Annotated in this window: 20 protein-coding genes; 10 read left to right on the plus strand and 10 right to left on the minus strand. The window is 67.0% G+C overall.

Annotated features, from left to right (window positions below; translation table 11 throughout):
- Positions 1 to 5 precede the first annotated feature (5 nt).
- From NY1_RS28530 to NY1_RS28540, 3 genes are all read right to left on the minus strand, one after another.
- On the minus strand, positions 6 to 407 hold the full coding sequence (locus tag NY1_RS28530; RefSeq protein ID WP_084535480.1) for a DUF4440 domain-containing protein: 402 nt from the start codon (positions 405 to 407) through the stop codon (positions 6 to 8).
- 115 nt (positions 408 to 522) lie between these two features.
- Entirely contained in the window at positions 523 to 1,491 is a 969-nt protein-coding gene (locus NY1_RS28535) for an AurF N-oxygenase family protein (RefSeq protein WP_067719927.1), read from the minus strand.
- A 34-nt stretch (positions 1,492 to 1,525) separates the two neighbouring features.
- Positions 1,526 to 2,671, minus strand: a complete 1,146-nt coding sequence (locus NY1_RS28540) for an acyl-CoA dehydrogenase family protein (RefSeq protein WP_067719930.1) — start codon at positions 2,669 to 2,671, stop codon at positions 1,526 to 1,528.
- A gap of 107 nt (positions 2,672 to 2,778) precedes the next feature.
- On the opposite strand from NY1_RS28540, the gene NY1_RS28545 reads away from it, so the two are divergent.
- Complete coding sequence (locus NY1_RS28545) at positions 2,779 to 3,435, plus strand: TetR/AcrR family transcriptional regulator (RefSeq protein WP_233434527.1); 657 nt, start codon at positions 2,779 to 2,781, stop codon at positions 3,433 to 3,435.
- A 14-nt stretch (positions 3,436 to 3,449) separates the two neighbouring features.
- On the opposite strand, the gene NY1_RS28550 is transcribed toward NY1_RS28545, so the two are convergent.
- The gene (locus NY1_RS28550) at positions 3,450 to 3,866 is read right to left on the minus strand and encodes a hypothetical protein (protein ID WP_067719933.1); all 417 of its coding nucleotides are present in this window, start codon (positions 3,864 to 3,866) and stop codon (positions 3,450 to 3,452) included.
- A 188-nt stretch (positions 3,867 to 4,054) separates the two neighbouring features.
- Here NY1_RS28550 and NY1_RS28555 point away from each other — a divergent pair, with 188 nt between their 5' ends.
- Positions 4,055 to 5,263: a serine hydrolase domain-containing protein gene (locus NY1_RS28555; RefSeq protein ID WP_084535482.1), complete on the plus strand. Its 1,209-nt coding sequence runs from the start codon at positions 4,055 to 4,057 to the stop codon at positions 5,261 to 5,263.
- A 10-nt stretch (positions 5,264 to 5,273) separates the two neighbouring features.
- Here the strand turns inward: NY1_RS28555 and NY1_RS28560 are convergent, their stop codons facing one another.
- Together NY1_RS28560 and NY1_RS28565 are read right to left on the minus strand one after the other, a co-directional pair.
- Positions 5,274 to 6,413: a serine hydrolase domain-containing protein gene (locus NY1_RS28560; RefSeq protein ID WP_067720094.1), complete on the minus strand. Its 1,140-nt coding sequence runs from the start codon at positions 6,411 to 6,413 to the stop codon at positions 5,274 to 5,276.
- Between the two features lie 168 nt (positions 6,414 to 6,581).
- Positions 6,582 to 6,764, minus strand: coding sequence for a hypothetical protein (locus NY1_RS28565; protein WP_067719936.1), 183 nt, complete (start codon positions 6,762 to 6,764; stop codon positions 6,582 to 6,584).
- Positions 6,765 to 6,984: 220 nt separating this feature from the next.
- Here NY1_RS28565 and NY1_RS28570 point away from each other — a divergent pair, with 220 nt between their 5' ends.
- A complete protein-coding gene (locus NY1_RS28570) occupies positions 6,985 to 7,308 on the plus strand; it encodes a DMT family transporter (protein ID WP_067719938.1) in 324 nt (107 codons plus the stop codon).
- Positions 7,309 to 7,318: 10 nt separating this feature from the next.
- Here the strand turns inward: NY1_RS28570 and ilvA are convergent, their stop codons facing one another.
- Positions 7,319 to 8,533, minus strand: coding sequence for a threonine ammonia-lyase (gene ilvA / locus NY1_RS28575; protein ID WP_067720097.1), 1,215 nt, complete (start codon positions 8,531 to 8,533; stop codon positions 7,319 to 7,321).
- Positions 8,534 to 8,629: 96 nt separating this feature from the next.
- Between ilvA and NY1_RS28580 the strand changes: the two genes are divergently transcribed.
- The 6 genes from NY1_RS28580 (at position 8,630) to NY1_RS28600 (ending at position 12,549) form a co-directional block, all read left to right on the plus strand.
- On the plus strand, positions 8,630 to 9,130 hold the full coding sequence (locus NY1_RS28580) for a pyridoxamine 5'-phosphate oxidase family protein (protein ID WP_067719940.1): 501 nt from the start codon (positions 8,630 to 8,632) through the stop codon (positions 9,128 to 9,130).
- Positions 9,127 to 9,567 (plus strand): hypothetical protein, encoded by a 441-nt coding sequence (locus NY1_RS28585; protein ID WP_067719956.1) that lies wholly within the window; start codon positions 9,127 to 9,129, stop codon positions 9,565 to 9,567. Before NY1_RS28580 ends, NY1_RS28585 begins: the two co-directional genes overlap by 4 nt.
- Before the next feature lie 110 nt (positions 9,568 to 9,677).
- Complete coding sequence (locus NY1_RS28590) at positions 9,678 to 10,196, plus strand: hypothetical protein (protein ID WP_067719958.1); 519 nt, start codon at positions 9,678 to 9,680, stop codon at positions 10,194 to 10,196.
- Positions 10,197 to 10,353: 157 nt separating this feature from the next.
- A complete protein-coding gene (locus tag NY1_RS28595) occupies positions 10,354 to 11,856 on the plus strand; it encodes an NCS1 family nucleobase:cation symporter-1 (RefSeq protein ID WP_067719960.1) in 1,503 nt (500 codons plus the stop codon).
- Positions 11,857 to 11,915: 59 nt separating this feature from the next.
- Positions 11,916 to 12,143 (plus strand): Rrf2 family transcriptional regulator, encoded by a 228-nt coding sequence (locus NY1_RS42215; RefSeq protein WP_439956046.1) that lies wholly within the window; start codon positions 11,916 to 11,918, stop codon positions 12,141 to 12,143.
- Positions 12,088 to 12,549, plus strand: a complete 462-nt coding sequence (locus NY1_RS28600) for a ferredoxin reductase domain-containing protein (protein WP_067719966.1) — start codon at positions 12,088 to 12,090, stop codon at positions 12,547 to 12,549. The genes NY1_RS42215 and NY1_RS28600 overlap by 56 nt, the downstream gene beginning before the upstream one ends.
- A gap of 31 nt (positions 12,550 to 12,580) precedes the next feature.
- Here NY1_RS28600 and idi read toward each other — a convergent pair whose 3' ends face one another.
- From idi to NY1_RS28615, 3 genes are all read right to left on the minus strand, one after another.
- A complete protein-coding gene (idi, locus tag NY1_RS28605) occupies positions 12,581 to 13,150 on the minus strand; it encodes an isopentenyl-diphosphate Delta-isomerase (protein WP_233434528.1) in 570 nt (189 codons plus the stop codon).
- Positions 13,147 to 14,019 (minus strand): geranyl diphosphate 2-C-methyltransferase, encoded by an 873-nt coding sequence (locus tag NY1_RS28610; RefSeq protein WP_067720100.1) that lies wholly within the window; start codon positions 14,017 to 14,019, stop codon positions 13,147 to 13,149. Before NY1_RS28610 ends, idi begins: the two co-directional genes overlap by 4 nt.
- A gap of 199 nt (positions 14,020 to 14,218) precedes the next feature.
- A complete protein-coding gene (locus NY1_RS28615; RefSeq protein ID WP_067719969.1) occupies positions 14,219 to 15,628 on the minus strand; it encodes a family 2B encapsulin nanocompartment shell protein in 1,410 nt (469 codons plus the stop codon).
- Between the two features lie 371 nt (positions 15,629 to 15,999).
- Between NY1_RS28615 and NY1_RS28620 the strand changes: the two genes are divergently transcribed.
- Positions 16,000 to 18,948 (plus strand): acyl-CoA synthetase, encoded by a 2,949-nt coding sequence (locus NY1_RS28620; protein WP_267888454.1) that lies wholly within the window; start codon positions 16,000 to 16,002, stop codon positions 18,946 to 18,948.
- The last annotated feature ends 4 nt before the right edge of the window (positions 18,949 to 18,952 follow it).

An 18,952-nucleotide genomic window follows, 5' to 3' on the forward strand; every position in this document is an offset into this window, starting at 1 on the left:
CGCGCTCAATCAGCCGCGGTTTCGTGGACGCTGCGCCAGCGCAGGCCATTGCGGGCCGCGGGGTCGGGCAGCAGGACCGCGGTCGTGAGGCGGGACGTCGGGCCGTCGGGGCCGTGGTGGATCTCGCGGAACCGCGTTACCGCGCAGTCGGTGGAGCTGTGCAGGACCGCGATATCGGCGATGTCGATGGTAAGGCCGGGCGCCGCATGGCCGGCCCCTTGCAGACCGGTGAGCAATTGCTCCCGTTCGATGACCGCGCCGTCCAGGGAGACCATGGAGAATTCATGGTGGACTTGCGCTTCGAACCGTTCTCGGGCATCGGTGGCGTCGGCGGTGCCGAGCCAGCGGGCCAGATCATCGTGCAGGGTTCTGATTTCGCCGATGAGGGCTTCGTGATCGATTGTCACAGAAGTCATCCTATGTGTCGGCCGCGCCGGGGTCTTGTACAAAATGGCCCGTGCCGAACCCCGGCGAAGTGGCTGTGGTGCATTGGAGCCACCGGCCGCGGTTGCTCGACCTCGCCTACCCCGAGCGCACCGGCTCGCTGCGGTAGCGCGAGGGCGCGCCGTCGATATTCAGGACCTGCCATAGCCGGCGGGTCACCGGATTCATGAGCCCGAGATCGGTTGCCAGGCGGCGCATATCGCCGAAATACCCGGACAGGATCCGGCGCGAATTGGGCGAGCGCCAGTAGGCGTCGGCGAAAACCTCGTCGGGGATGCCGAATTCGCGGGCGAAGGACTTCGGCGGCACCGTGATCTCCCCGGCCAGCCAGCGCATGGCGATCGGGAAAGCGATGCCGCAGATCTGCCGGAACACCGGATTGGTCTGCGCCAGATGGGATTTCAGGAACTCACCGGCGAAGGAGATGTGCCGCGCCTCCTCGGCGATGTGGATCTGCATGCAGCGCAGCACCGCCGGCGGAATGTTCGCGCCATTGCGGATGATCTCCTTCTGCAGGTGATCGATCGGCTCCTCGCCGCCGAGAATGCCGATGAACAGGATCAGGTGCGCGTACCCGCCCGCCACGCCGATGAGCGGTGACAGCGCCCGGAAATGCCGCCGACCCGCGGGCACATCCTCGCCGATGCGATTCACCAGCTCCTGGAACATCTGGATGTGATTGCATTCCTCCGTCATCTCGTGCATGCAGTACCGGAATTCGGGCGACCCGTTCGGCAGCTTCATGACGTACTGCATCATGCCGCGAATCAGGATGCTCTCGAACATGAGCCCGACCTTGACGGCGTAGGCCATGCGCCAGCGGCCGATGTCGATCTGCCGCTGCAGCGGCAGCTCCTGATACCAGCGGGTGCCGCCGAGCGGGTCGTAGTCCGGCAGCACCCAGCGCGGATCATCGCGCTCGATGGCGAATTCCGGGGAATCCCAATCGATGTCGAGATACGGATCGAAATTGACGTCGACCGAACCCTGGGACAGGGTGGCCAGGATTTCGTCGTAGGAGTTGCCTCGCGGCGCCGCCAACGTCATTGTTGCCTCCTGGGATACTCCGGAAAGCCCGCGCTCAGAGCGAGCGGGCGATGATTTCCTTCATGATTTCGTTGGTGCCCGCGTAGATCTTCTGGACACGGGCGTCGGTCCACATGCGCGAGATCGGGTATTCGGTCATGTACCCGTAGCCGCCGAACAATTGCAGGCATTCGTCGGCCACCGACATGGCGCGGTCGGACACCCACCACTTCGCCATCGCCACGGTCGGAATATCCAACTCGCCCACCAGGTGCCGCGAGACGCAGTCGTCCACGAACACGCGCGCGACCCGGGTCTCGGTGGCGACCTCGGCGAGGGTGAACTTGGTGTTCTGGAACGCGAAGATCGGCTTGCCGAACGCCTGCCGGTCCTTGGTGTACGCGATGGTCTGCGCCAGTGCCGATTCCATGCCCGCGACCCCGCCGACCGCGATGATCAGGCGCTCCTGCGGCAGTTGCTGCATGAGCTGGATGAAGCCCAGCCCCTCCTGCTCGCCGAGCAGATTCGCGACCGGCACCCGGACGTCGTCGAAGAACAGTTCCGAAGTGTCCTGGCCCTTCTGGCCGATCTTGTCCAGCACCCGCCCGCGCCGGAAACCGGGCCGGTCGCCCTCGATGAGGATGAGCGAGATGCCCGCCGCCCGGTCCTCCGGATTCGTCTTGGCCACCACGATGATCAGATCGGCCTGCTGGCCATTGGTGATGAAGGTCTTCGCGCCGTTGACCACGTACTCGTCGCCCTCGCGAATCGCCTTGGTCTTGACGTTCTGCAGATCCGAGCCGGTCCCCGGTTCGGTCATGGCGATGGCGCCGACCACCTCGCCGCTGGCCATCTTCGGCAGCCACTGCCGCTTCTGCTCCTCGGTGCCGTAGGCGAGCAGGTAGTGCGCGACGATGCCGCTGTGCAGGCTGGCGCCCCAGGCGGTATCCCCGCACCGCGCCTGTTCCTCGATGAGCACCGCCTCGTGGGCGAAGGTGCCGCCGCCACCGCCGTAGGTCTCCGGAATCGACATGCACAGCAGGCCGAGTTCGCCCGCCCGGTTCCACAGCTCCCGGTCGACCTGGTGCTGGGCGGCGAAGCGTTCCGCGTTCGGCTGCAGTTCCTTCTCGCAGAAGGTGCGGGCGAGCTCGCGCAGCGCGTCGAGTTCGTCGGTGTGCCAGCTGGAGCGGTGAGCGGACATGGTTCTCCTCGGCGCAGGCTTGGGTACACCATGTACCCGGCGTCTGGGTACATGGTGTACCCGCAAGGCTGTCCGGCGCAAGACCCCGGGACCGATACGCTGGGCCGGTGGTGCACAGTCAGGGCAAGGTGGACAGCTTGCACGCCCGCCGGGCGGCCAGTCGCGGTGATCGGGGCGAGGAACGCCGCCGGGAGATCGTCACCGCGGCGATCGCGGCCATCGAAGAACGCGGCCCGAGCGCCAGCACCGGCGATTTCGCGACCCGCGCCGGCCTGAACCGCGCCCACATCTACCGGCATTTCGCCAGCAAGGAAGAACTCGACCGCGAGATCACCCTGCGGCTGTACCGGGAGCACAAGGAGCGCATCCGCGACGGCATCCGCACCCACGAGACGCCCATGGACGCCATTCGCGGGCCCATCACCCGGCATGTGACCTGGGCGCACGAACACCCGAACCTGTTCCGCTTCCTGGTCAGCCGCCGCTACGCCCGCACCGACGACGAACGCCCGGGTAGCGAGAGCGCCTTCGCCTTCGAAATCGCCTCCGCCGGAAAGCGATACATCCCCGGCTTTACCGAACACCGCGATATGGCCGACGGCTTCATCGTCGCGGTGCACGGCCTGATCGACGCCTCGATCCAGTGGTGGCTCGACCACCCCAAAGAGACGCGCGAGCGTTTGATCGAGCGTCTCGCCACGCAATCGTGGCTACTGCTGCGGCAGCGTCTCGACGAGATCGGCGCCGAGATCGTCGAGAGCTGACCGGCGTTTGCGGCTCAGCCGTTCTGGTACCCGCTGGACCCGAAGCCCTGCATCCAGCCCTTGCCGGAGCCCGAATTGCCCAGCATGGTCCAGAAATTCGACCAGGCGCTGCCCGGGCCGATGAGCGCCTGCGCGGACCCGGTGGTGAGCAGATTGTTGCCGAGCGCGGACCCGGTGGCGCCGAGGTCGGAGGAGCCGCTCGCGGCGATATCGGCGTTCGACGGCGTCCGGCTGGATCCGGCATCGAGCAACGCCCGGGCGAGCTGGCCGGAGCCGGTGCCGAGCAGGACCGCCAGATCGGAATCGAGCAGCGCGGAACCGGAGTTCGCGACCGGTTCCGGTGAAACGGCCGGTGCGGCTTGGGCATTGCCCGCGCCGAGGAGGAGGGGGACGGCGATCGCGGCGCTGAGGAGCGCGATCCGATGATTCATGGCTGGAGCCTTCCTGTGTGGATGCCAACCCTAGGAAGACTCGCCAAATATGAAACGCCCATACTTCTTCTGGCACGGCCGCCGGGGGCCGGTCGTATCCGGCATCTCATTCCGCTTCGAGACCGAGTGGTACGGGTCTAGGCTGGCAAACACTTCGTAACCACAATCCAGCGGACCCGGAGAACGTCATGGGATACCGGCGGGGTTTAGGGGTGATGGTCGCGGCCGTGGGGTTGACGGTCGCGGTGGGGTGCGGGTCGGGTAGCGATTCCACGGGATCGGGCGAGCCCGGATATGCCGCCGCGTTGCGGCCGGTCATCGAGAAACTCATGCGGGACAATGTGATTCCGGGTGCGGTGGTGCGGGTGGAGTCGCCGCGCGACGGGAACTGGACCGCTACCTTCGGGACCGGGAAGATCGGGGCGAATGTGCCGCTCACGGCCGGGGATCATTTCCGGTTCGGCAGCAATACCAAGACCATGACGGTGACGGTGCTTCTGCAACTGGCGCAGGAGGGCAAACTCGCGCTCGAGGATCCGATCGGCAAATACTGGCCGGGTGTGCCCAATGGGGACCGGATCACCCTCGCTCAGCTGGCCGAAATGCGCAGCGGGCTTTTCAGTTACACCTTCGACGAGCAGTTCAACGCCGACCTCGACAATCAGCCGCAGAAGGTGTGGACTCCGGAGCAACTGCTGGCCATCGCCTTCTCGCATCCCGTCCAATTCGAGCCGGGGGCGAAATTCGACTACTGCAATACCAATACGATCCTGCTGGGATTGGTCATCGAGAAGGTGACCGGCAAGCCGGTGGGCGACAGTTTCCGGGAACGCATTTTCGAGCCGCTCGGGCTGCGCCACACTTCGTTCCCGGCGGCCACGGACAATGCGATTCCGGATCCGCACCCGCAGGGATACGCCTTCGGCACCAATGTCTCCACCCTCGAGACCTTCGCTCTGCCGCCGGACCAGCAGGCCGCCGCCGTGGCGGGCACGCTGTTGCCGAGCGACCAAACGCTGTCCAGCCCATCGTGGACCTGGACGGCGGGCGGGATGATTTCGACGGTCGGCGATATGACCACCTATGTGAAGGCTCTCGCCGACGGAACCCTGCTCGACGCGCAGATGCAGCGGCAGCGGATCGACAGCATCGCCCCGATCGATCCGGCGAATCCGCAGATGGCCGGCTACGGCCTGGGCATCGTCAGATTCGGCGCCCATCTGCTCGGGCACGACGGCCAGATGCCGGGCTTCATGACCTTCATCGGGTCCGATCCCGAGTCCGGCCTCACCATCGTGGTCGCCACCAATCTGGCCACCGTCCCCGCCGGTGAAGGCTCGGCGCTGGTCCTGGTCAAGGGCATGCTGCCGACGTTCTACCCCGACAGCCCGAAATAGATCGTGCGCTTCAGCGGGCGGGCTGTGCCGAATTGCTTTCGCACAGAGCGGAATTCAGGGCCGCTCGCATATCGGTGGCGCGGGCGTCGCTGCCGCCGGGATTGAGATTGACCATGATGGTGGCGCTACGGCCGTCCATCATGGCACCGCTGATGGTCGAGAAGCCGAAGATATCGCCGTCATGGCCCCAGTAACTGCCGCTGCAGGGGAGTGGGGAACTGGTCAGGCCGAGGCCGTAGGCATTGCCGCCGGCATCGCCGATCGGGCGGGTCGTCATCATCTCCTGAAGTTCGGCCGGGCGCAGCAGTCGCCCGCCGAGCAGCGCCGTGAGGAAACGCTCCATATCGCTTGTGCTGGAGATCATCTGACCGGAGGCGCCCGCGATGGACGGGTTGAATTCGGTCAGATCGATCAAGCTGTCGGCCGGTTTCGCATAGCCCCGCGGATGAGCGCCGGGAATCGTGGACAGGTCCCCGGGTACGGAGGTGTCGCGCAGTCCGAGCGGTTGCAGGATACGCCGTTCGATCTCCGCGCCGGACGGCTGTCCCGTGACCTTCTCGATGAGCATTCCGGCCAGCAGGTAGTTGGTATTGGAGTAATCCCAGCCGGTTCCGGGCGCGAACACGCGGGGGTGGGCGAGCGCGAGCTGCACCAGTTCACGCGGTTCGTAGTGAGCGGACATGGATTGCAGGACCTGGTTCATATCGAGGTACTGCACGTAATCCGGGACGCCGCTGGTGTGCTGGAGCAACTGCCGCACGGTGATCTCGTTCCCACCCTCGACGACGCCGGGCAGATACCGCTCGATGGCTGCGTCGAGCGCGATGCGGTCCTCACCGACCAGCTGCAGCACCACGGTCGCGACGAACATCTTGGTCATGCTGCCGATCCGGAATCGATTGTCGTCCAGCATTTCCGCGCCGGTCCGGATATCGGCCACGCCGCTCGAGAGCACCGTCCGGCCCCGTGGACCGTTCACCGCCAGCAGCGCACCCGGCGCTCCATCGATGGTGATCAAGCGCTGGAGGATTTCGCGTGCCTCGGTGTACCCGGCCGGTGTATCGGTATCGGCCCGGCCTACCGCCGTACTCGCGCACAGCGTCACCGCCGCAATGCACAGGGTGCCGAAAAAGCGGGTGCGTCCAGGCATTTCGTCCTCCATCGGTGGGGTCGGACCTCATGCTAGGAAGCCACGGTCCATCTCCACCTCACCCGCGAGAGCCATACCTTGCGCCGCACCCGATACCTGAGAGCCAGAACGCAGTGAAAACAATTGCGCCCGTGGCATTCCCGCTCGGGAATGCCACGGGCGATGCGCTCAACCGCGCCGGTAGTTCTGATGTTTGGCCGCCGGTACCGCTATGCGGCCGGCGTCGTGGATCTTTCCGGTGGCAGCCTGCTGCTGCTTACCGGACTTCCCCCGCCGCTCGCGCCGCGACAATCGCGGCTGTTCGGCGGGGGTCTCCACCTTGATTTCGGGGTGCGGAAACTGTTCGGGCACAGGTCCTCCTAGAAAGAATGAGCGACCGATCACCGGATGTGTGGCCGGTCGGGATCGGGAATGCGCCGCGGCGCGAAGGCGGCGGCGAGGCGTGAGCGGAGCTCACGCGAGAAGGCTCAGGAGAACAACTGAATCCACATGGGGGCCACTGTAGCGAGGCGCCCGCACGGCGCGCATCCCATTTATGAGCTGCGAGTTTGCCGTTGACTATGCTGCGGCCATGACCTTGCTGCTACTCGGACTGGCCATCGCGTGCGAGATCACCGCGACCGTATCGCTGAAGGTTTCGGAGGGCTTCAGCAAACTCGTGCCGTCCATCGTCGTGGTGATCGGGTACGGGGCTGCGTTCTTCTTCCTCTCGCAGGCGTTGAAGCGGGGCATGCCGGTCGGGGTGGCGTACGGCATCTGGTCCGCGGTGGGCGTGGTGGCGGTGGCGACCATCGGAGCGCTGTTCCTCGACGAGCACCTGTCCCCGGTGCAGATCGGCGGGATCGTGCTGGTGGTCGCCGGAGTGCTGGCGCTGGAACTCGGTGGGGCGCACTGAGTTCCAGCGCTCAATCCTGGACGCGCACGTCGTATCCGGCGTCGGCCAGGGCGGTCAGGACATCGTCGCGATGGGCCGGGCCGCGGGTTTCCAGGGTGAGCAGCACCTCGACCTCCTCGATGGCGAGCCAGGCCCCGGTCCGCGAATGCGCCACATCGAGCACGCTCGCGCCGGTGCGGCCCAGCTCGGTGAGCAGTCGCGAGAGACTGCCCGGGCGATCGGAAATGGTGATGCGCGCCGACAGATAGCGCCCGGCGGCACTGAGACCGTGCCCGACCACCCGGGTCAGAAACAGCGGGTCGATATTGCCGCCCGACAGCACCGCGCACACCGGCCCGCGCAGGTCGAGCTCCGCCGGGGTGCAGGCCATCAGCGCCGCCACCGCGGCCGCCCCGGCCGGTTCGACAATGAGCTTGGCGCGTTCCATGCACAGCAGCAGCGCCTTGGACAGCGCGTCCTCGTCCACGGTCAGAATGGCCGGCGCGGCCTTCAGAATGTGCTCGAACGGCACCTCGCCCGGCAGTCCGACCGCGATACCGTCCGCCATGGTGGCCATGCTCGCCAGCCGTTGCGGTTTACCGGCCGCGAGCGAGGCGGGCCAGGCGGCGGCCTCGGCGGCCTGTACGCCGATCACCCGCACCTGCGGCGCGAGCGCCTGCAGCGTCGCCGCGATACCGGCCAGCAACCCGCCGCCGCCCGTGGGCACCAGCACCGTGCCGACATCCGGGATCTGCTCCAGGATCTCCAGCGCCACCGTCGCCTGCCCCGACACGATATCCAGGTGATCGAACGGATGCACCAGCGTCGCACCCGTCTGCGCCGCGAATTCGTGTGCGGCGGCCAATGATTCGTCGATGGTCTCGCCGACCTGATGCACCGTGGCCCCATACGCCTTGGTGGCCACCAGCTTCGGCAGCGCCGCCCCCACCGGCATGAACACCGTGGACTCGATGCCCAGCGAGGTCGCCGACCACGCCACCCCCTGCGCGTGATTGCCCGCGCTGGCCGCCACCACCCCGCGCACCCGTTCGGCCTCGGGCAGATTGGCGATCCGGTTGTAGGCCCCGCGCGGTTTGAACGATCCGGTGCGCTGCAGGTTCTCGCATTTCAACCGCACCTCGTGCCCGGTCCGCTCGGACAGCACCCGCGAGGACACCACGGGGGTCCGGCGAATGACCGGTGCCAGCAGGGTCGCCGCCGCTTCGATCCGAGCCAGGAGATCCATGGCCGCCATGGTGCCAGGAGTTAACGGGTCTGTCGCGTAACGGACGGCTTCGCGCGACCCTATTGTGCGGGCGAGTCGATGGCGGGACCGTGGCATATGGCCTCTCCCACCGCCCTGCCCGCGGAGGTCGAAACGGTCCTGGATCGGTTCTTCACCGCGGAGTTGTCCACCCACGCCCGAGACCACACCCCGATCACCACCCCGGTCGCCCCGCTGTGGCTGCCGGAACGCGGCCGCATCCTGGTGACCGCCGGCATCGGCGCGCCGCTGAAGGTCTTCAATGCCCGCCGCGATCCGAAAGTCGCGCTGTTGTACTCGAATCCGGTGGCCAGCGGACTGGATGATCCGCCCGCCGTGCTGGTGCAGGGCGAGGCGGAGGTCGACCCCGGTATCAGCACCTGGGACGACGAACTGGAGCGCCAGTTCACCAAGGTGTGGGCGACGCAGACCAAGGGCGTCATCGGCGCCGACCCCATCACCAAACGCATGTTCTGGTGGTACTACATGCGGCTGAAGATCCACGTCCGGCCGGTGCGGGTGCGCTGGTGGCCGGGCCGGGATATGACGGCCGAACCGCGTGAGGTGACGCTGTCATGAGCCTGGCCGAGCGGATATATCCGGCGCTGCAACGCTTTCCGGACGGCGCGGTGCTCGTCGCCTATGATGCCGACGGCTACCCGGTCAGCCTGCGCTGCCGGCCCCGGCTGGAGGGCGAGACCCTGGTGATCGACCAGCCGAAATGGTTCGACGGGGTGGACGGCCCGGCCGCGCTGCTCGGGCACCGCCATGACGAACAGGGCTGGAATCTGCGGTTCGCGCAGGCCAAGGGCGTGATCGAAACCCAGGACGGCACCGTGGTTTTCCTGCCCATGGGGCTGAACGAGAACACCGGCTCGCCCGGGGCGATGATCCGGTTCGTGCGCGGCGGGCACCGGGCCGCCACCGAGTATCTGCGCCGCCGCGACCTGCCGCGCCCGCCGATTCCGTGGGACACCATCAAAGCCGCCCGCACCGCGGTATCGAAACGGCGCTGACCAGGCACGACACGTAGCGCGCAGCCGCGGTACGCGGGTGTTCCGGACTAGGGTCGGACCGATCGGTCTGATTTATCGCCGCCACCCCTACCGCGGAAGCGAGCAGCATCGTGCCGAAAGCCGGGAAAGTCCTTGCCACGCTGGCGTTCTCCATCGCCGCCGGTGCGGTGCCGCTGCTCGGCGCGCCCGCCGCTCACGCCACCGTCGGCAGCTGCGGCAGCGGCGACTTCCGCTGGACGGCGGTCCGGGGCGGCATCACCATGCAACCGCAGTTCCTCACCTTCACCTCGGTGGGCCGGCTGTGGGATTGCGTGAGCACGACCGGCATCACCGGCGGCACCTTCACCGGCGTGCATACCGCCTGGTCGGACTGCATGCATCCGGCGGACGGGCCGATCACGGTGCACATCCTCTGGTCCAATGGCGAAACCAGTACCCTCGAAGGTCCCTGGCCGGTCGGCATGATGCAGCCCGCGGTCGGTCCGCTGGAGGTGGTCGGTGGTCTCGGGCAGGGCAGCCGCGCGCAGATCAGCGCCACCTACGAGATGGGGACCCCGGACCAGGTGCTGGGTTGCCTGGGCGCCGGAATCCCCACCGGCGTCGGGCGTTTGACCGCCACCATCCTCTGAATCGCTGCCGCGCACGGTCTTCGGCCCGGCCGCATCGATCTTGGGGTGGGAAAGATATATCGATCCCGAAATGGACTGGAAAAAGTCGGGAAATCCAGGGGCAATAGCCGATTCCTATCTTGGTCCGACCATTACCGGATTTCGGATCGGATGCACAATGACCGATATCGCCTCTCCCGCGACGACGGCGGGGTCCCCTGCGCCCCCAGTCTACGACCCGCGCCTCACCAATGACGATCTGGCTCCCTTGCGCGAACAGCGCTGGGGCTCGTACCACATCTTCGCCTTCTGGATGTCGGACGTGCACAGCGTCGGCGGATACGTCACGGCCGGCAGCCTTTTCGCGCTCGGCCTGGCCGGTTGGCAGGTGCTGGTGGCCCTGCTCATCGGGATCACGATCGTATATTTCCTGTGCAACCTGGTGGCCGCGCCCAGCCAGCGCGCCGGCGTGCCCTATCCGGTCATGTGCCGCAGCGCTTTCGGGGTGGTCGGAGCCAATATCCCGGCCATCATCCGCGGGCTGATCGCGGTGGCCTGGTACGGCATTCAGACCTATCTGGCGTCGGCCGCGCTGATCGTGGTGGCGGTCAAGCTGTTCCCGGGCCTGGCGCCCTACGCGGTCACCGACGACTATGGCTTCCTGGGCCTTTCGCTGCTGGGCTGGGGCGCGTACCTGGTGCTGTGGGTGATTCAGGCGGCCGTGTTCTGGCAGGGAATGGAATCGATCCGCAAGTTCATCGACTTCTGCGGTCCCGCGGTCTATGTCGTCATGTTCTTCCTGTGCGGCTATCTCATCTACAAGGCCGGCTGGGGCGCCATCGATCTGCAATTGGGCGCGGTGAAGTACCACGGCTGGGACGCGCTGCCGGTGGTGCTGGGCGCCATCGCGCTGGTGGTGTCCTACTTCTGCGGGCCGATGCTGAACTTCGGCGACTTCTCCCGCTACAGCAAGTCCATGACGGCGGTGCGGCGCGGCAATCTGCTGGGCCTGCCGGTGAACTTCCTGGCCTTCTCGCTGCTGGTGGTGATCACCGCGTCGCTGACCATTCCGGTGTACGGGGAACTCATCACCGATCCGGTGGAGACGGTGGCGCGCATCGACAACACCTTCGCCATCGTGCTCGGGGCGCTGACCTTCACCATCGCGACCATCGGCATCAATATCGTGGCCAACTTCATCTCCCCGGCCTTCGATTTCTCGCACGTCAGCCCGCAGAAGATCAGCTGGCGGATGGGCGGCATGATCGCGGCGGTCGGCTCGGTGCTCATCACGCCGTGGAACCTGTACAACAATCCCGACGTCATCCACTACACCCTCGAGGTGCTGGGCGCGTTCATCGGACCCCTGTTCGGGGTGCTGATCGCCGACTACTACCTGGTGCGCAAGCAGACCATCGTGGTCGACGAGCTGTTCACCATGTCGGAATCCGGAAAGTACTGGTACCGCAAGGGCTTCAACCCGGTGGCGGTGGCGGCCACCGTGGTCGGCGCGCTCGCCGCGGTATTCCCGGTGCTGGCCAAGAACGTGTACGGCATGCACACCGCCGCCCAGTACAGCTGGTTCATCGGCTGCGGTCTGGCATTGATCGTCTATATGGTTCTCTGGCGATTTGCCAGCAATTATGCGCTGGGCGGTAAAACTGTGCCGCAGCAAACATAATCCACGCCGTCAGCCGGGACGCCGAAGAGCGTGTCACCACGAAACTCATTGCCCCGCAGGTGAACGCGTCGGAGAACTACGTGGCCAAAGCGGTCTCGCGGCTCTCCGAACTCGGTTACGTGGCCGCGCAACGCGGCCGGACGGGTGGTCTGTTCCTCACCGAGCAGGGGCGGACCACCACCGTCGGCCGCATTGTGCGCGCACTCGAAGGCGATACCGAGGTCATCGAATGTGCACGAGACCGTCGGCGTGGGGGACCGGCTCCAGATCACGCTGCCCTTCGGTGATCTCACCATCGATACCGCCGCGACCACGCCGCTGGTGCTGATCTCCGCCGGCATCGGCATCACCCCGATGGCGGGCATTCTGGAATATCTGGCGGCGGAGACTCCGCGGCGCCGGACCGTGGTGCTGCACGCCGATCGCTCGCGCGCGGCGCACCCGTTGCGGGACAAGGTTTCCGGGCTGATCGCGGGGCTGGCGAACGCGGATGCTCGCACCTGGTATCAGGCCGACGGCCACGGGTTGATCGATCTGTCGGGGTTCGATCTACCCGCGGACGCGGATTACTACCTGTGTGGCGGGAACGGATTCCTGCAATCGGTGCGAGCGCAGCTCGTGGCCGCCGGAATCCCCGGCAGCCGAGTGCATTTCGAACTCTTCGCGCCGAACGACTGGCTGCTGCCGGTCTGATCGGCGGGCGGAACCACGGGCGCGGTGGTCGTCAGTTCCGGTGTGCCGCGACGGCGGCGAGGACCCCGGCGAGCCATGGCGTGTAGCGGTCCGGGTTCTCGGCCACCTCGGCTGCCAGTCGTTCCGGATCCACCCACTCGATCTCGGCGACCTCGTCCGGGTTCGGTTGCGGTGCAATGCCTTCCGCCGTGCCGATGAGCACGTGGTCGAACTCGTACTCGACCCGTCCGGTGGCGGGATCGGATGCCTGATAGGTGAATCGGCCGACCTCGGTCAGGTCGGCCGACAACCCCAGCTCCTCGCCGAGCCGCACGGCGGCGGCCTCGGCCACGTCCTGCCCGGGCAGCGGATGCCCGCAGCAGGTGTTTGTCCACAACAGCGGGAAACGGGTTTTCACCGCGGCCCGCTGTTGCAGCAGCACCCGGCCGGTGTCGTCGAACAGCAGCACCGAGAAGGCCCGGTGCAGCTGTCCCGGCGCGGTGTGCGCCGCCGCCACCGGCAGCGAGCCGGCCGCATTGCCCTGATCGTCCACGAGCTCGACGAGCAGGGTTTCACGGTCGACCACCGGGGTGGCGTCGGAAGCGTCGAGAGTGCCGGTCACCGGCCTACCTTATCGGCGGCGATCAGCAGGTACTGGAAGCTGCCCTCCTTGTACGAGGTCAGGAAGGGTTTCTCCACACCGGTCGCGAGTTCGGAGTGGGTGCGCATCTCCCAGTACGGGATGGTGGCCGGGGTGAGGTCGGTGACCGCGACCGGGACCAGATTGTTGGCCGCCAAGGCCTTGAAGTACTCGCTGCGCGGATGGATATTGCAGCCGTAGTGCGCGTCGATCCAGCTCACCGACGCCGAGCGCGCGCCGAACACGTCATTGGAGCAGCCGGTGATGCAGACGTAGCGCCCGCCGGGTTCGAGCAGCCGGGAGAACTCGGCGAACAGTTCGTAGAGGTCCACGTACATGGTGGTCTCGTTGGTCCAGATGCCGCGCCGCGAGCCGGTGTCGAACCCGGTCTCCAGCATGTTCTTGAAATGGAACCGGACCTTGTCGTCGACGCCGCGGTCCTTGGCCTGGGCATTGGCGAAACCGGCCTGGTATTCGGAGATGGTGACCCCGTCCACCGCGCAACCGAAGCGCTGATTGGCCATGAAACTGGTGCCGCCGCGCCCGGATCCGCCGTCCATGAGCCGATCGCCCGGCCGGACGTCGCCGAGATGGTCGAGCAGGATATCGGCCTGCGCGGTCTCGAGCCGGTGCAGATCCTTCACGATGCGTTCCTGGCGGCCCTCTTCCGGCCCTTCCAGGATCGACCAGTCCGGATCGCCGAGACCGTAGTGGTGGTGGAAGAGCCCGTCCACCTCACCGAGCACGGTGTTCACCCGGTCGTCATTGGGATTGTTGTTCCAATACGCCGCAACGGATTTCTGATATTCGGTGCGCAGGACACCATCGGCTTCAGGCTGAAGCGCGGTCATGTCGGACATCCTTTCGATCGTTGTAGCGGCGACTGTCGGGCTGCGCGCGCCGTCCGCACCGGGACGCCGCGGTTCCGGCGCGGCCGGTGGGTGTCTGCTCCACACCGTGCGCCGGAACCGGGGGCCGGACCCGTCGCGCTGCGCCGAGGGCGAGCGCGGCACCGTTGGTGCCCGGTGCGGGACGCGGCGGATCGTCCGATCAGTCGGACTGGCGGGCTACCAGCACGTTGTCGAGAATGCCGAGCGCGTCGGGGACCAGCACGGCGGCGGAGTAATAACAGCTGACCAGGTAGGAGATGATCGACTGATCGTCGATGCCCTTGAAGCGGACGTTCAGGCCGGGCTCGTACTCGTCCGGAATGCCGGTCTGGTGCAGGCCGACCACGCCCTGATCCTTCTCGCCGGTGCGCATGGCCAGGATCGAGGTGGTCTGGTTCTCGCTGACGGGGATTTTGCCGCACGGGTAGATCGGCACGCCGCGCCATGCGGGCACCCGATGGCCGTCCACGTCCACCGGATCCGGGTAGATGCCGCGCTTGCTGCATTCGCGCATGAGCGCCGCGATCGCCTTGGGGTGGGCCAGGAACAGTTTGGTGCTGCGCCGCATGGAGAGCAGCTCGTCCATATCGTCCGGGGTCGGCGGGCCGGACTCGGTGTAGATGCGCTGCTTCAGGTCGCAATTGTTGAGCAGGCCGAAGTCGGGATTGTTGACCAGGTCGTATTCGCGCCGCTCGTACATGGCCTCGATGGTCAGCCGCAGCTGCTGTTCGACCTGATCGTGCGGATCGTTGAACAGATCGGCGACGCGGGTGTGCACGCGCAGCACCGACTGGCCGAGGCTGAGTTCGTACTCGCGCGGCGAGGCGTCGTAGTCGACGAAGGTGCCGTCGAGCAGCGGTTCCCCGGAATGGCCGGAGGAGACCACGATTTCGGCTTCGCCGTATTTGTTCTGCGGGGCGGCGGGCGCGTCGGCCACTGCGGCCAGGTGCTGGGCCAGCGCCGGAATGTTCTCCGACAGTTGCGCGAGCGCCTGCCTGGGCAGCACCAGCATGGTGGTCGGGGTGACGGTCTTGACCGTGACCGGCCAGATGGCGTCCTCGTCGACCAGCATCTCGTCACCGAAGAAGTCGCCGCCGCCGAGCATGCCGACCTTGGTGGTCTCGCCGTATTCGCCGGTGCCGATCTTGCTGAGCTTGCCGTGCACGATGAGCAGCACCTGGTCCATCGGGTTGCCGAATTCGGCGACCACCGTGCCCGGCTGCAGATCCCGCTGTTCGAAGCGCTGGGCGACCGCCGTCAGCACCTCCTCGTCGTCGAAACCGCGCAGCTGCGGCAGTTCCTGCAGCTCGAGGGGGATGACCCGCGCGCTCGAGCCGTTGATGACGAACTCCACCTCGCCGTTGCCGACGGTGTGGGTGAGGCGCCGGTTGACCCGGTAGACACCGCCTTTGACCTGAACCCACGGCAGCGACCGGGTCAGCCACCGGGAGCTGATGCCCTGCATCTGGGGTTCGGATTTGGTGGTGTGGGCGAGCCGGCCGGCGGCGGTGGTACTGAGGGTCTTGCGAACGTGGTTGGTTTCGGCCTGGGTGGGCAGTTCGATGGTCATGCTGCGTTCCTCGGATCGAAGGGCCACCGCGGGTTAACTGGCGGTGGAGTCCACGGCGAAGCGGCAGGCCGCGACGGGGCCTGCAAGAACTAGTCAAGTGAGTGAAAAGACATGCGCAACAATGCGTTCCAGCGGTACCGATGGTAAGACTGCGGGCTATTCACGCGCAGGAAAACTCCAGAAACGGGAAATTTGCAGGTTCACATTCAGTGATTCGGAGCCGCGACCGGGTTGGCGTGGCGTGGCCGTGCGAGGCCCGCATGGCGCTGCTCACAAGCCCCGCGCAGTAGGCTGGCTCTATGGCAAGCTCATCTGGACGCGTTGGGGCGGATGACGCTGGTCACAAGCAGAATAGGTCTGGGAGCACAGCCTTGAAATTCAATACGAAGTCCGTTGTGGGGCCGATGCAGCGCCTGGTGGCGACCGCCCAGAACGGACTCGAGGTGATCCGGTTCGGGGGGCTGGTTCACGAGATCGAGTCGTCGCCGTACGAGATCGTCGAGCGCAAGCGGATGTATCGGCTGCGGCACTACTTCCCGGATGCCGTCGGAACCGACCGGCCGGTCGTGGTGCTGGTGCCGCCGATCATGGTGACCGCGGAGATCTGGGACGTGAATGCCGCCGACGGGGCGGTCGGTATTCTCAATGCGGCCGGAATCGATTGCTGGGTGGTCGATTTCGGCTCGCCCGCCACCGAGGAAGGCGGCATGGACCGCGACCTGGCCGACCATGTGCTGGCGGTCAGCTCGGCCATCGACACGGTCAACGAATTGACCGGGCGCGGCGTGCATCTCATGGGTTACTCCCAGGGCGGCATGTTCTCCTACCAGACCGCGGCCTACCGCTACGGCAAGGGCGTGGAATCCATCGTCACCTTCGGCTCGCCGGTGGACGCGGTGGCCGGTATGCCGTTCGGGCTGCCGCACGGCCTGGTGTCCGACGCCGCCGACTTCCTCACCGATCACGTGCTGAACCGGCTGCCCATCACCGAATCCATGGTGCGGCTGGGCTTCCAGGCCCTGGACCCGATGAAGACCGCCAAGGCGCGCCTGGACTTCCTGCGCCAGCTGCACGACCGCGAGGCGCTGCTGCCGCGCGAACGGCAGCGCCGCTTCCTGGAAGCCGAGGGCTGGCTGGGCTATCCGGGGCCCGCGCTCACCGATCTGCTGGAGCAGTTCGTCAAGCACAATCGAATGATGCTGGGCGGGTTCGTGATTCGCGACCAGCTCATCTCGCTGGCGGAACTGAAGTGCCCGATCCTGGCCTTCGTCGGCGAGGTCGACGATATCGGCCAGCCCGCCGCCGTGCGCGGCATCGTGCGCGCCGCGCCCAACGCCGACGTGTACGAGGCCAGCATCGTGGCCGGGCATTTCGGACTGGTCTCCGGCTCCACCGCCACCAAGCACACCTGGCCGCTGGTGCGCGAATGGGTGAACTGGCTGAGCGGGCGCGGCGAACTGCCGCCGGAGATCGAGCGCATGAGCGCCGATGTGGTGCGCAAGGGCCCGACCTCGCCGCTCACCCGCGCCGTGCACGCCGTCGGCAGCCTCGCCGAAGCTGGCACCAGCCTGGGCAAGACCATCGAGGGCGTGGCCGGGCAGACCCTGCGCAGCACCGTCGAACTCACCGGCGAGGCGGCCCGCGCCCTGCCCCGGCTGACCCGCCTCGGCATGATCCAGCCGCACACCCGGATCTCGCTGGGCCGCTTGCTCGCCGAGCAGGCGCGCCGCAATCCGTCCCGGGAATGCTTCCTGTTCGACGATCGCGTGCACACCCAGCAGGCCGTGAACCAGCGCATCGACAATGTGGTGCGCGGGCTCATCTCGGTCGGCGTGCGCCCGGCCACCCGGGTCGGTGTGGTGATGGAGACCCGGCCGTCGGCGCTGGTGACCATCGCGGCGCTCTCGCGCCTCGGCGCGGTCGCGGTGCTGCTCGCGCCGGGCAGCGAACTGTCCGAGGTGGCCGCGCTGACGGGCGCGAAGTTGCTGGTCACCGATCCGGAGAACCTGTACGCCGCGGCGGCCACCGGTCATCGCGTGCTGGTGCTCGGCGGTGGCGGCGAGGCCCGGAACCTGGACGTGCCCAGCGGTTCCGATGTCGTGGACCTGGAGCGCATCGATCCGGATCAGGTCACCCTGCCGGCCTGGTACCGCCCGAATCCGGGGCTGGCGCGCGAGCTGGCGTTCATTCTGGTCACCGGCACCGGGGACAAGTTCGACGTCAAATACGTGACCAACCACCGGTGGGCGCTGTCGGCGTTCGGCACCGCCTCGGCGGCCGATCTGGGCCGCCGCGACACCGTGTACTGCCTTGCGCCACTGCACCATTCGTCCGGTTTACTGGTGAGCTTGGGCGGGGCGGTGGCGGGCGGTTCCCGGATCGCGCTGGCGCGTTCGCTGGATCCGGCGCGGTTCGCCGAGGAGGTGCACCGCTACGGCGTCACCGTGGTCACCTACACCTGGACCATGCTGCGCGACATCCTCGACGCCGACACCTTCCCCAATGGTCACCCGCATCCGATCCGCCTGTTCATCGGCTCCGGCATGCCGGCCGGTTTGTGGCGGCGCACCCAGGAACGCTTCGCGCCCGCCAAGGTGCTCGAGTTCTACGCCTCCATCGAGGGCGATGTGGTGCTCGCCAACGTGGCCGCCGACAAGATCGGTTCCAAGGGGCGGCCGGTGCCCGGCACCGCCAAGGTCGAGCTCATCGGCTACGACCCGGAAACCGACGAGATCCAGGTCGAGGAGTCCGGTTTCGCGCGGCGCTGCGCCGACAACGAGGTGGGGCTGCTGATCGGCAAGGCCTCGGAGATCGTGGACGTCTCGGCCGGCGGGCTGCGCGGGGTCTTCACCTCCGGTGACGCCTGGATGCCGACGGAGAACCTCTTCCGCCGCGACAGCGACGGCGACTACTGGCTGATGGATCGCCGCGACACCGTCATCCACACCCCGCGCGGGCCGGTCTACACCCAGCCCATCGTGGATGTGCTGAACGACATCACCGCGGTGGACCTGGAGGTCGCCTACGGGCTGCCCGCCGGGGACCGCACCCTCGCGGTGGCCGCGCTGAACATTCGCCCGGGCCTGCGCCTGGAACCCAAGGACGTCACCGAGGCGATGCGCGCCCTGGCTCCCGATCAGCGCCCCGATCTGATCTACGTGGTGGACGACATCCCGCGCAGCTCCACCTTCCGCCCGTCCACCCGGGCCGTGCAGGCGGCGGGCCGTCCGCAGCCGGGCGATCGAACCTGGTGGTACAACCGCGAATCCGAGGCGTACGAAATCCTCACCCCGGAGCTCGCGGACCGCCTGTTCGCCTGATCCC

Origin of the sequence: Nocardia yamanashiensis NBRC 100130, from assembly GCF_001613325.1 — a bacterium.
In the GTDB taxonomy this organism is placed as follows: Bacteria; Actinomycetota; Actinomycetes; order Mycobacteriales; family Mycobacteriaceae; genus Nocardia; species Nocardia yamanashiensis.

What these genes read in the sequence shown, in the direction of transcription:
- NY1_RS28535 (WP_067719927.1), bottom strand. Translation starts at nt 1,491, where the DNA reads ATGACGTTGGCGGCGCCGCGAGGCAACTCCTACGACGAAATCCTGGCC.
- NY1_RS28540 (WP_067719930.1), bottom strand. Translation starts at nt 2,671, where the DNA reads ATGTCCGCTCACCGCTCCAGCTGGCACACCGACGAACTCGACGCGCTG.
- NY1_RS28550 (WP_067719933.1), bottom strand. Translation starts at nt 3,866, where the DNA reads ATGAATCATCGGATCGCGCTCCTCAGCGCCGCGATCGCCGTCCCCCTC.
- NY1_RS28555 (WP_084535482.1), top strand. Translation starts at nt 4,055, where the DNA reads ATGGGATACCGGCGGGGTTTAGGGGTGATGGTCGCGGCCGTGGGGTTG.
- NY1_RS28560 (WP_067720094.1), bottom strand. Translation starts at nt 6,413, where the DNA reads ATGCCTGGACGCACCCGCTTTTTCGGCACCCTGTGCATTGCGGCGGTG.
- NY1_RS28570 (WP_067719938.1), top strand. Translation starts at nt 6,985, where the DNA reads ATGACCTTGCTGCTACTCGGACTGGCCATCGCGTGCGAGATCACCGCG.
- ilvA (WP_067720097.1), bottom strand. Translation starts at nt 8,533, where the DNA reads ATGGATCTCCTGGCTCGGATCGAAGCGGCGGCGACCCTGCTGGCACCG.
- NY1_RS28580 (WP_067719940.1), top strand. Translation starts at nt 8,630, where the DNA reads ATGGCCTCTCCCACCGCCCTGCCCGCGGAGGTCGAAACGGTCCTGGAT.
- NY1_RS28585 (WP_067719956.1), top strand. Translation starts at nt 9,127, where the DNA reads ATGAGCCTGGCCGAGCGGATATATCCGGCGCTGCAACGCTTTCCGGAC.
- NY1_RS28595 (WP_067719960.1), top strand. Translation starts at nt 10,354, where the DNA reads ATGACCGATATCGCCTCTCCCGCGACGACGGCGGGGTCCCCTGCGCCC.
- NY1_RS28610 (WP_067720100.1), bottom strand. Translation starts at nt 14,019, where the DNA reads ATGACCGCGCTTCAGCCTGAAGCCGATGGTGTCCTGCGCACCGAATAT.
- NY1_RS28615 (WP_067719969.1), bottom strand. Translation starts at nt 15,628, where the DNA reads ATGACCATCGAACTGCCCACCCAGGCCGAAACCAACCACGTTCGCAAG.